This is a genomic window from Marinobacter gelidimuriae, assembly GCF_000372805.1.
GTDB lineage: Bacteria > Pseudomonadota > Gammaproteobacteria > Pseudomonadales > Oleiphilaceae > Marinobacter > Marinobacter gelidimuriae.
Genome location: NZ_KB889873.1, coordinates 46,651 through 58,104, shown reverse-complemented (window position 1 = coordinate 58,104; position 11,454 = coordinate 46,651). Strand labels below are relative to the sequence as shown.

The 11,454-nt window shown below is 53.5% G+C and carries 11 protein-coding genes and 1 pseudogene; 7 read left to right on the top strand and 5 right to left on the bottom strand.

The window, feature by feature from the left end; translation table 11 throughout:
• Positions 1 to 261: 261 nt before the first annotated feature.
• Positions 262 to 597 (bottom strand): type II toxin-antitoxin system HicB family antitoxin, encoded by a 336-nt coding sequence (locus A3OI_RS0105925; protein WP_018403389.1) that lies wholly within the window; start codon positions 595 to 597, stop codon positions 262 to 264.
• Between the two features lie 357 nt (positions 598 to 954).
• On the opposite strand from A3OI_RS0105925, the gene A3OI_RS22630 reads away from it, so the two are divergent.
• The 7 genes and pseudogenes from A3OI_RS22630 (at position 955) to A3OI_RS21720 (ending at position 9,115) form a co-directional block, all read left to right on the top strand.
• Complete coding sequence (locus tag A3OI_RS22630) at positions 955 to 1,308, top strand: hypothetical protein (RefSeq protein WP_155903026.1); 354 nt, start codon at positions 955 to 957, stop codon at positions 1,306 to 1,308.
• Between the two features lie 282 nt (positions 1,309 to 1,590).
• Positions 1,591 to 2,553: a DHH family phosphoesterase gene (locus tag A3OI_RS0105915; RefSeq protein ID WP_018403387.1), complete on the top strand. Its 963-nt coding sequence runs from the start codon at positions 1,591 to 1,593 to the stop codon at positions 2,551 to 2,553.
• Positions 2,554 to 2,562: 9 nt separating this feature from the next.
• Positions 2,563 to 3,477 (top strand): sulfate adenylyltransferase subunit CysD, encoded by a 915-nt coding sequence (cysD, locus tag A3OI_RS0105910; protein WP_018403386.1) that lies wholly within the window; start codon positions 2,563 to 2,565, stop codon positions 3,475 to 3,477.
• Between the two features lie 9 nt (positions 3,478 to 3,486).
• A pseudogene (cysN, locus tag A3OI_RS0105905) lies at positions 3,487 to 5,537 on the top strand (sulfate adenylyltransferase subunit CysN).
• Positions 5,538 to 5,541: 4 nt separating this feature from the next.
• Positions 5,542 to 7,308, top strand: a complete 1,767-nt coding sequence (locus tag A3OI_RS0105895; RefSeq protein ID WP_018403383.1) for an SLC13 family permease — start codon at positions 5,542 to 5,544, stop codon at positions 7,306 to 7,308.
• Positions 7,309 to 7,325: 17 nt separating this feature from the next.
• Positions 7,326 to 7,556, top strand: a complete 231-nt coding sequence (locus A3OI_RS0105890) for an ATP-binding protein (RefSeq protein WP_018403382.1) — start codon at positions 7,326 to 7,328, stop codon at positions 7,554 to 7,556.
• 800 nt (positions 7,557 to 8,356) lie between these two features.
• On the top strand, positions 8,357 to 9,115 hold the full coding sequence (locus A3OI_RS21720; protein ID WP_018403381.1) for a polysaccharide biosynthesis protein: 759 nt from the start codon (positions 8,357 to 8,359) through the stop codon (positions 9,113 to 9,115).
• 31 nt (positions 9,116 to 9,146) lie between these two features.
• Here A3OI_RS21720 and nadS read toward each other — a convergent pair whose 3' ends face one another.
• The 4 genes from nadS to iscB form a co-directional block, all read right to left on the bottom strand.
• A complete protein-coding gene (nadS, locus tag A3OI_RS0105880; RefSeq protein ID WP_018403380.1) occupies positions 9,147 to 9,431 on the bottom strand; it encodes a NadS family protein in 285 nt (94 codons plus the stop codon).
• Positions 9,428 to 9,640 carry a type II toxin-antitoxin system RelE/ParE family toxin gene (locus tag A3OI_RS19485; RefSeq protein WP_267283283.1) on the bottom strand — a complete coding sequence of 71 codons (213 nt, stop codon included), beginning with the start codon at positions 9,638 to 9,640 and terminating at the stop codon, positions 9,428 to 9,430. The genes nadS and A3OI_RS19485 overlap by 4 nt, the downstream gene beginning before the upstream one ends.
• A 111-nt stretch (positions 9,641 to 9,751) precedes the next feature.
• Positions 9,752 to 10,090, bottom strand: coding sequence for a hypothetical protein (locus A3OI_RS23730; protein ID WP_228702908.1), 339 nt, complete (start codon positions 10,088 to 10,090; stop codon positions 9,752 to 9,754).
• A gap of 143 nt (positions 10,091 to 10,233) precedes the next feature.
• Positions 10,234 to 11,055 (bottom strand): RNA-guided endonuclease IscB, encoded by an 822-nt coding sequence (gene iscB, locus A3OI_RS23725; RefSeq protein WP_267283282.1) that lies wholly within the window; start codon positions 11,053 to 11,055, stop codon positions 10,234 to 10,236.
• Positions 11,056 to 11,454: the final 399 nt, after the last annotated feature.

Genomic DNA, 11,454 nt, shown 5'->3' with positions numbered 1-11,454 from the left:
AGGGTCGTCAGGAGGGTCGTCAGGAGGGCGATAGGCGCGCGTTAGAAGAAAAACGTAAAACCGTTCGTCATCTTCTTTCATTTGGCGTGCTCAGTAACGATCAGATTGCGGCAGCGACGGGGTTATCGGTTGACGAGATCGTCAAGCTGCGAATTGAAGACAAGCATTAACAGAAGAAAAGCGGGGACAGATTTCAAATCTGTCCCCGGTCGACGGAAAGTGGTGGAAGGCACTCTGAGCAGTGTTGTTAAGTTTTCAGTGTTATACACTTGCTTCCCGATTTAATGCTTCCGAAGCCCATTGGTTGATACTTTGCCCACTTAGCTCTGCCGCTGTTGCCACTGCAGCATGAATCTCAGGAGGCAATCTGAGCATGAGTTTGCCCGAATACGGTTTCTGAGGTTTTTTACCAATTTTCTCGCAAGATGCCAGATAATCATCGACTGCGTCTTCAAATGCCGCTGTTAATTTTGACACCGATTCTCCGTGAAAACCTACCGTATCTTGAATACCTGCTATATGACCAACGAAGCACTCATCTTCGGCGCTAAACTCAACACGGGCAGCATAACCTAGATAAGTTAAAGAATTTTTCATGGTTTTACTCCTAGTTGTTTGAGAAATGTACGCGCATCGCGGACTTGACTCGAGAGCCATTCCCCTCAATAACTTCCGCTTCAAGAGAAATGAAGAGCGATTCAATATCTTTCCAAGCCATCGAGGCTGATACCGGATCAGTGTAGATTACTCGTAGCGTGCGTTTTTGTTTTGAGTTCATAGAGCATGATGGTATCACAAAGTAATATCATTTCAAGGTATGCTACATTACGCCGCTGTTTGAAGAGAGGTTCGAAGACGTGGCGTGTTTTTACGATCATCTGCTGAAAACCCGTGAAACAACGCCGCGCCAGGGCTTACCACCTATTTTCCAATGGTTCTGTTTAGCCGGGGGCAATGCTGTCCATACTGGGGGAGTACCGTCGCCCCGTCACTTCGATTACATCACGGCGTTCGAAAAATTACGATACACCCTTTGGTCGCTTTGCGTACCTGCACGTGCCGCAGGAGGTCTTTCGTATTGGCATACAAATGGAGGCCGCTGACGATGGCACAGCATTCCTTATGGCCGGGCCAGAGAAGGCCCTGTTGCATAAAATACTGGTGACTCGCAACCTGCGGTTAGGCTCTCTTCAGGCTTTGGCCAGCTTTCTGGAAGAGGATCTACGGGTGGATATCGATATGCTGCTGGGCTGGAACCTGGCAATCGTCGATCAATACAAGTCTTGCGGTCATAAAGTGGCGATCTGAGCGTCGAAGATATCGCGCCAGCCGATTTTCTGGAGTTACTGCGAGTAAAAATTGAGAATCTGGATGTTAAATCCGCCAAATCAGATGTTATCCGTTTTGTCCCGGACCCATCGGTTCTGGATATATGGTCCGTTGATTACTTTCGACAACTGAGCGAGCACATTCGTTTTACCTGGATTCTGGCGAGAGCTTTGTAGATGAAGAGCACCTTGCGCGAGTGTCAGAGTAGGCCCGGGGCCTACTCCAAATCTGAAAATCTTCATTTTTAAATTGCGAACTGATATGAATGTGTATGATGTGTTTAACGGCGATGCCGATGGTATCTGCGCCCTGATTCAGCTGCGCTTGGCGGAGCCCGCCGAGGCCACGCTGATTACCGGGGTTAAGCGTGATATTGCCCTTGCCTGTCAGCTTCCAACCACAGAGCCGGTGAATGCGACTATTCTGGATATCAGCCTGGATAAGAACCGAGAGGCTGTCGATGCGCTGTTGGCGGCTGGCAGCACCATATTCTATGTGGATCATCATTTCCCCGGCGAATCGTTACCGGATGCCCCTGGTTTTACCGCGCTGATCGACACCCAGCCCACCACTTGCACCAGTTTGCTGATAGACCAGCATCTGGGCGGTCGGTTTCATAATTGGGCGATTGCTGCAGCTTTTGGCGATAACCTTAATGCGGTGGCTCAGAGTCTCGCCGGCGAGGCAGGGTTGTCTGCAGAGCAGACGGAATCCCTTAAAATGCTTGGTGTGTGCATCAACTACAACGGTTACGGTGACACAGTTGAAGATCTGCACTTCCACCCGGCAGATCTTTACCGTGAGTTTGTGAAATTTGCGGATCCGCTGGAACTGATTGCCTCCCAGCCGCCGGCCTGGGAGAAACTGCGGGACGGCTATGAAGCCGATATGGGCAGTGGCCTGGCGGCCCCGGTGCTGGCTGAGAATGAGTGCTCTCTGGTGGTAAAGCTCCCGGATGAACCCTGGGCCCGCCGGGTGAGTGGCGTGTTGGGCAATGAGTTGGCCAACCAAAATCCGGATAAGGCCTGTGCGATTGTGACCGCCTCTGCTGACGGTAGCTATCTGGTGAGTATTCGCGCCCCCCTGAATAACCGCACCGGCGCCGATGAGCTGGCTCGTCAGTTTCCCACAGGAGGCGGTCGAAAGGCAGCCGCTGGCATCAACGCCTTGCCGGGAAGCCAACTGGATGAATTTTTGACTGCAATTGCTGAGTTCTGGAGCTAACGTATAACCATGACATTAACCCCTCCCAAGAAAACCCACCTCAAACAGCTTGAGGCCGAATCCATCCACATCATCCGCGAAGTGGCGGCCGAGTTTGATAACCCGGTGATGCTGTATTCGGTTGGCAAAGATTCAGCCGTCATGCTGCACCTGGCCATGAAGGCCTTTGCGCCGGGCAAGCCTCCGTTCCCGCTGATGCATGTGGATACCACCTGGAAGTTCCGGGAGATGATTACCTTTCGGGACAAGATGGCTGAAAAGGTGGGCATGAAGCTGATTGTGCACACCAACCAGGAAGGCGTAGCGCAGGGTGTCGGGCCATTTACCCATGGCAGCGCGAAACACACCGATGTGATGAAAACTCAGGGGCTCAAGCAGGCGTTGGAGAAGTACGGCTTTGATGCCGCTTTCGGCGGTGCTCGACGTGATGAAGAGAAGTCCCGCGCCAAGGAGCGCGTCTATTCGTTCCGGGACAAGTTCCACCGGTGGGATCCCAAAAAACAGCGCCCAGAACTTTGGAACCTGTATAACGGCAAGGTCAACAAAGGCGAGAGCATTCGCGTATTCCCTTTGTCTAACTGGACTGAGCTGGATATCTGGCAATACATCTACCTGGAAGATATCGATATCGTGCCTTTGTACCTGGCCGCTGAGCGCCCGGTGGTAGAACGGGATGGCACGCTGATTATGGTAGACGACGAGAGAATGCCGCTTGAGCCCGGAGAGACCCCACAAATGAAGAGGGTCCGCTTCCGTACGCTCGGCTGTTACCCACTGACCGGCGCTGTTGAATCTGATGCGACCACCCTGCCGGAGATTATTCAGGAGATGCTGTTGACCAAAACATCGGAACGCCAGGGTCGTGTTATTGACCACGATTCTTCGGCGTCCATGGAACAGAAAAAACGCGAAGGGTACTTCTAAGGAGTTGTTATGTCACACGCATCTGAATTGATTGAATCCGATATCCTCGCGTACCTGGATCAGCACGAGAACAAAGACCTGCTGCGTTTTCTGACCTGCGGCAGTGTGGATGATGGCAAGTCGACGCTTATCGGTCGTCTGTTGTTCGATTCCAAGCTGATTTTTGAAGATCACCTTGCGTCACTTCATAAAGACAATGAACGCCAGGGCAATGCCGGTGAGGCACTGGATTTGGCGTTGCTGGTCGATGGCCTTGCGTCAGAGCGTGAGCAAGGTATTACCATCGATGTGGCTTATCGCTATTTTTCCACCGACAAGCGCAAGTTCATCATTGCCGATTGCCCGGGCCACGAGCAGTACACCCGTAACATGGCGACCGGCGCCTCCACGTGTGATCTCGCCGTCGTTATGATCGATGCCCGTAAAGGGGTGCTTACTCAATCCCGCCGGCACAGCTTCATTGTCAGTCTGCTGGGCCTGAAGCACATCGTTGTCGCCATCAACAAGATGGATCTGGTGGATTACTCCGAAGAAGTATTCAATAAAATCCGCGCCGAGTACGAGAAGCTCGCGGCACAGCTGGGCCTGAAAGATGTTTACTACGTGCCCATCTCTGCCCTGAACGGCGATAACGTGGTTAACCGGAGCGAAGGCATGCCCTGGTACCACGGCGAGACGCTGATGAACATTTTGGAGCAGGTAGAACTGCGGGAAGACCACAACGTAACGGACTTGCGTTTCCCGGTGCAGTATGTGAACCGCCCTAACCTCAACTTCCGTGGCTACTGCGGCACCGTGGCCAGTGGTGTGGTGCATAAGGGTGACACCTTAGCCGTATTGCCCTCGGGCAAAAGCTCCCGAGTAAAGGGCATTCATACTTATGAAGGCGAGATTGAGATTGCATGGCCGGGCGATGCGATAACCATCACCCTGGAAGATGAAATCGATATTTCCCGGGGTGATTTGCTGGTACATTCCGGGCAGCAACCCGCGATGGGTGAGCGCTTCGCCGCCCACTTGGTCTGGATGAATGAGAAGGCGCTGGTGCCCGGTCGCGAATACGGCATTAAAATGGGCACCAAAGTGACCAGCTGCTTTGTTAATGAGGTGCTGGAAGAAGTTGACATAAACACGCTTGAGCGCCATAAGCACATCGCCGGCGGGTTGGAGTTGAACGCCATCGGCTTATGTGATCTGCAGTTGACGGAACCTGTGGTGATGGAGAACTACCAGAGCCATCCGGGCACCGGCGCTTTTATCCTGATTGACCGGCTTACCAACGTAACCGTGGCAGCGGGTATGGTGGAGCGTGCGTTGGATGGCTCGGGTGACGTGCCGATGCGGGAGTACACTGAGGCCGAGCGTAACCTCAACCGGTTTATCCGCGAAAACTACCCCGAGTGGGCCTGTAAATCTGTTTAGTTCCTGAATTCAGGTTCCAAAGGAGTTCTGTTTTGGCAGACGATATTGTTTGGCACGATCACAAAGTGGTCCGTTCTCAGCGCGCTGAGAACAAGAACCAGAAGCCTTGCCTGCTCTGGTTTACGGGGCTGAGCGGCTCCGGAAAATCCACCATAGCCAATGCGCTGGACGTGGCATTGCATAACCGGGGTTATCATACGTTTTTGCTGGATGGGGATAACGTTCGCCACGGTTTGTGCAAAGATTTGGCCTTTTCAGACCACGACCGGGAAGAAAACATTCGCCGGGTGGGTGAGGTGTGTAAACTGTTTGCAGACGCTGGCCTGATTGTATTGAGTGCGTTTATTTCGCCATTCAACAGTGATCGGCGTCTGGTGCGTAAGCTGTTTCCGGCAGGTGAGTTTATTGAGGTGTTTATGAATACACCTATCGAGACCTGCGAATCCCGGGATCCAAAGGGGCTGTATCAAAAAGCACGTTCTGGTCAAATTAAAGACTTTACCGGTATCGATTCCCCCTACGAACGGCCTCCCCATCCGGAGCTGTGCCTGGACACATCCCGCATGTCAGTCGTTGATTGCGTGGAAGGTCTTATCGCCTACCTGCTTGAGCGGGAAATGATAGCCCGCAAGGATTAGCTCCATGGAGTGGCAAGGCATCGTTACTTTGATAACACTGTTTTCGGTGTTGTTGGCTCTGGCGCTTACCCGTGTTTCTGCTGATCTGGTTCTGATGGCGGCTCTGGCGTTTCTGTTGATTACAGGAATCCTGGGGCCGGCTGAGGCGTTGGCAGGCTTCGGAAATCCCGGAGTGATTACGATTGCCACTTTGTATGTGGTGGCAGCCGGGCTTAAAGAAACGGGCGCTGTGCAGTGGATTGCGCGCTTGTTGCTGGGCCACCCCAAAACGGAAAAAGGGGCACAGCTGCGGATGATCGTGCCGACGGGTATTCTCAGTGGTTTTATGAATAACACCGCCGTGGTGGCGATGTTCATTCCCGCAATTCAGGCTTGGGCGCAGCGCTTAGGTATCCCTGCTTCCAAGCTGCTGCTCCCTTTGAGCTATGCGGCCATTCTTGGCGGTACCTGCACGCTGATTGGTACCAGCACCAACCTGGTTGTGGATGGCATGTTGCAGAGCAGCCTTGGCATTCATCTGGGGTTGTTTGAGTTGGCCTGGGTCGGGGTTCCACTGCTTCTTGTGGGGGGCACGTTTTTAGTTCTGTTTGCTTCCAGGATTCTTCCAGACCGAGGTGGCGTTGCGGAAGAGCTTGACCTTGTACGGGAGTACGGCGTTGAGGTTGAAGTGGTCGGTCCCGGGCCACTGGTGGGCAAGACCATCTCAGAAGCCGGTTTGCGCGCCCTTAGCTATGGCTATCTTACTGAAATTGATCGTGATGGGCGTCTTATAACCGCTGTAGAGCCAGATCGGGTGCTGCAGTCGGGCGATCGCCTTTATTTTGTGGGCGCTCCGGAGTGCGCCAGTGAATTGCGTCGGATTCAAGGCCTGAAACCGGCCAATGGCGATGTTCACAAGCTGGATGTGGCTAATCATCAGCGGTGCCTCGTAGAAGTCGTATTGGGGCCTGAGTTCCCGGGTTTGAGCAAGACCATTCGCGACAGTCAGTTTCGTACCCGTTTCAGTGCTGTGATTCTGTCCCTGTCCCGTGACGGTAAGCGGGTACCGGGCAAACTGGGCGATATCACCTTTCGAATGGGCGATACGCTTTTGCTTGAGGCGAGTCATCAGTTCGTGGAGCATTACCGGTTCCGTAGGGATTTCTTGCTGGTCAGTGCGCTCAACGACTCAACGCCGCCGGATTTTCGTAAAGCACCCAGAGCGCTGGCAATACTCGCGCTGATGGTGTTGATGAGTGCGTCTGGTCTATTGCAGATTATGGAGGCTGCATTTCTGGCTGCTGGTGCGATGATTTTTTCAGGCTGTATCACCGCCAGTCGGGCTCGGCGCAGTGTGGATCTGCCAGTGCTAGTGGTTATTGCGGCGTCGTTTGCGCTGGGCAATGCAATGACAGTCACTGGCGCTGCCGCATGGGTTGCGGGTGGTCTTCTCGGATTCGGTGGGTTAACTCCCTGGGTTGCTCTGGTGCTGATTTATGTTCTGACAGCCGTTTTTACCGAGATGATCACCAACAACGCTGCAGCAGTCTTGATGTTCCCCATAGCGTTGGCGGTTTCACAGCAACTTGGTGTTAACTTTTTGCCTTATGCTGTCGCGGTCATGTTTGCGGCTTCTGCCTCTTTTATTACGCCACTCGGTTATCAAACCAATCTTATGGTGTACGGCCCGGGAAGGTATCGTTTTGGAGACTATATTCGGATTGGCTTTCCGCTTAGCCTGTTGGCTGGAACTGTGGTTCTGTGCCTGGTGCCGTTAGTCTGGAAGTTTTAATTTGAAATGGCCTACTAATGCCCCATAACTATTTGATTGTGGGCAACCCAGGCATGGGCAAAAGCACTACCGCCGGGCAAATTGCCTTGCAGCTGCAGATTCAAACACCTAGCGCCGAACTTATTTGGGTAAATGACCGTAATTTTGAGCAGGCACTTACCCAGCTTGAAGGCGGCAATTCCGCCATCGCCCAACCGGACACCTACGATGCCCGCCATTTTTGTCATGCGTCAGGGGGGCCTTGGTAGAGGTTTCCAATGTTGAGAATGGAAAGACAGTGCGCCTTCCGCTGGAGCAGGTCGTTACGGATTTGGAAGCAATCGGTAACAAACTTGCAAGCCTGGCTCACGGCGCCAGTCAGGGGCGTGGACAGCTGGCAGCGCAACATTGGTTGGCTCGCGGACAACAGCTAGAAACTAGGGCGTTGCCCTTGCTAACTGGGCTGTCCTTATGATCAAGGCTATTGTGCCGCAACCTGGCTACGTCGCAAGCTTTGTCTGAAGGACTCAGAGGTTGTTCAGCCGGCGGAATTGTTAAGGGCATGGGGGGTGCAAATTCAGGATTTTGAAATGCCTGACTGTAAGTTGGATGCCTTGGCGTGTTGGGGGCCGAGACATGGCCCAGCGATACTTGTCAACAAATCGCACGAAAGCACGCCTGCTCACCTGCATGGCGAAAACACAACACTAGCCCACGAAATATGTCATCTTCTTTTAGACCGCAAAGGCTAAGACTGCACTCGCCTCGCTCCTGCTCTGAGCAGACACAGCTTTTTTTGTGATTCAAAGACGTTGGGTGCGCTAATTAGATCCGACAACTTTATTCTTGGGTGATATATGGGCTATGAAGAAGACGACACAAATCAACCCAGGCAAGAGTTGATGGCTTGCTGACAGGAGTTCAAGGCCGACGTATCATCCGTTAAACCGGATGGGTTGTGGGTGACGGTAGACTCTGCGGGCAACTTTGGCCGTGTAATTGCTCGAAAAAAAAGACCAAAACTGCATATTGTTTCGTCCTCTGTCCATGAAGAACCGAGGAAATATGCATGACAATTTCCGCTACGCTCCAAGACGCAATCGACAACCTTAAGCTCCAGGACGTCTGTCTTCGGGACACCTTTTCTCGCTGCCACGATAATTTCGATCCCAAATACCCCGGAGATCTGGAAACGCTGAAAATTCAGCAAATGCACGCAATCCGCCAAACAACGATTGCTGACGTCGAGAACAATGGGAAGCTGGTGCGCGTTTTCGTACGTCTTGGTGTGCGCTGGGCCAATCCAGGTGATGCCCAAGAAGAACCGGAGGTTTTTGCGAATATCGAAGCGGTTAAAATTGCCGATTTGGCTCGCAAGATGATGCATTTGATGGGTCGCCGCGAAAGAACCGCGGAGCAGCCAGATGGCGAGATAGAGTTGGTGTTCAGTGGCCTGCGCCCCGGCGAGAAACTGTTTGAAGAGCTGTTGATTGGTGACGACCCACAGGGCACGGCCCACCCGCGCATCATGATGGCCCGTGAAGTGTGTATGACCTGGCCGGAGGTGGCGGATACGGTGAAACAGCTGCAACACGCTAGCCAGGCGTTTGATTGTGAGGGTGTGTTGTTGATTCTTAAAACGGCGCCTACGGGTTTTGCGCCCAATGGGGGTGTTGAAGACCTGGTGTGGAATTTGAATCCGCGGCCTGTGGTAGCCGGGGCGACCGATAAAGCGGGGACAGACGGTACAGCTGAGGCAGCTGGTAAAGCCGGGACAGATTTGAAATCTGTCCCGAGGGCGGGAAAGGAGAAACGGGGACAGATTTGAAATCTGTCCCCAGGAAAACGAACTTGAACGATCAGTGCGATGACAGTTCGCTGAAATAAGCCGGGTCGTCCTGAATCGTAGCAAGCACCTTTGCTGCAAGGCCAGTGGGGTTGCGGCGTTTGGTTTCCCAGCTTTTTACAGTATCGACACTGGTTCCCATGGCCTTTGCAAATTCGGCTTGTGAAACATGCAGTTTGGCTCGTATGGCTTTCACATCGGCCACCTCGTGGCGGGTTGAACGAGCAGCTTGTGTTTTGCCGTGCTTGATACTGACGGCTTCTTTCAGGGATGTCTGGAGTTCGTCAAAAATGCTCATTTGGAAATCTCCCCTTTTAACTGGTGGGTCAGTGTTTTTAATGTGGCTTTCTCGGCAGGCGTCAAGTTGTCTTTAACGCTTTTAGGATACGCCAGTATCAGGTAGATGATTTCCGCAGTGGCCAGGAAATAAATGACTCGAGCACCGCCGCGTTTCCCTTGATTTCCTAGAGCCACGCGCACCTTACGGAGCCCACCTGTACCTTGGATCAGGTCACCTTTGTCCGGTTGGGCGATGAGCGTGCGCTGGAGATCTTTAAGTTCATCATTTAGCGCGGGATACCCCGTCCTTCAGGTCGGGAAGGGAGTGCGCGTCGTGCGTTAGCGCGACTCGTTTCTCCTGTCTCCCTCCTCCTTTCGTCGGTTGGGTTGGATGTGATAGCCGTAGCCATCCGCTCGCTGGGTTAAAACACAGTGGCGATGAGATATTCCTTGAATAGCACCACTACTTGTCTGGATATTGAAGCTGCCGGTTTTACGAACCGCCACACGACCCAACCAGGTGCCGGCTTTCGTGCCCGTTGGCACCACGGCTCGCACCATGTCGCCGGTCTGAAACCCTTGGACTTTCTTCTGGCGCATCAGATAGCCACGAGGGAAACCGTATCTTGTGAGTCTGGTACGCTGATAGCTGCCACGTCCGGTGGCTTTGATCGCCAAGATTGGAACGTTCCAGCCCTCTACGATCTCAACTTCTCCGACGCAAGCCGCATCCAGCGCGTGTGTCTTAGGAATGTTCAGTCGCCGACGATTGAACTTGGTGCGGCCGCCGGTACCCACTTCAACCTTCAGGTCCGTTTTCCTCAGGGTCTGATACAGCGCCCACCGGGTTGAATTAACCGCGGAGGCGTCCCTAAGGGCTTTTTGCACTGTTTTAGAATGCGATCCAATCTGGCCTGGTGGTTTTTCAGCCGCTTGGACGATGCAAAGAAATCAGCAAGTGGCTGCCTGCCTTTCTCCTGATTGCATGGCCGGCACGCCAATGTCAGGTTGCTGATCCGGTTCGAGCCACCGTTGGCTTTTGGGTCGATATGCTCAATTTGAAGAGGGGTGTCTTTGTCGGCGCAATAGGCGCACTCGCGCCCCCACTTCTCCAGCAGGTATTCACGGATCTCGTAGCCGAGCAAGGTGCCCTGCTGATATTCGACACCGCTGACTTCCGGGTTTTCCATCTTTTGCGTATCAAACCGAACCAGTTCCTGGCTGATAGATTCAACCGGCACCAAAGATCGAAGCCGATTCACCAAGCTCCGGGTGGTATCGACCCGATGCTGGAGACTCGGGGCCAGCCAGCCTTTCGGCTTGGTTCGATTCAGAAATCTGGGTGCCCGGTACCGCAGTTGGTTGCGGCGCCGGCGGCGAAACGCCCGACGTTGGTCCAAAGACTTGCTGATCTGGCGGCCGCGATGGGCTAATTCCATCAAGGCCAGAACGTGTTGCTTCTGGCCGTTTTCTCTCACCACTGCAATCCCGGTGGTTTTGCTGCCGGGATCGATCTTGATACGGACCGGCTGTATGATGCTACCGGTACGGTCTTTCAGCCGGATCGTAAACGGATACGCACGCACCACCACGGCTCGCCCACGGCCGAGCAGAAGCCGCGCGCGCTTTTCCGAGCACGGCATCNGTGGTTGCTTGCGTCTATCCAGTACCAAGACCGACATCGTTTTCCTTTCAATGAATGCCCTTACGGGCCTTGTGACGCGAATCTTGCGATTCGTCTCCCCTCGGGAATGTCTATCACCGGCTCCCGCCTGCGCGGCGACCGGAACCTTCGGCGCTTTGCCTTTCGCCAGCGTGATCCCAGTCTTCCAGAGCGCCGAACTGAGGAAGCATTCGGCGGTGGGTCTTAGCGACCTGTGATAAACGTAGCGGGTTGGTGTCCGCTTTCCCTGGTCAACCTGGCTTGCAGGGTGTTCTCTACAAGCCCCGCCCTTTAGGGCGGGGTAGTTAACCGTCCGTTGCTATCGCTTGTATCTGCCGTGTAAATGTTTGTGTTTCAATAAATTCAATAGCATGACTCA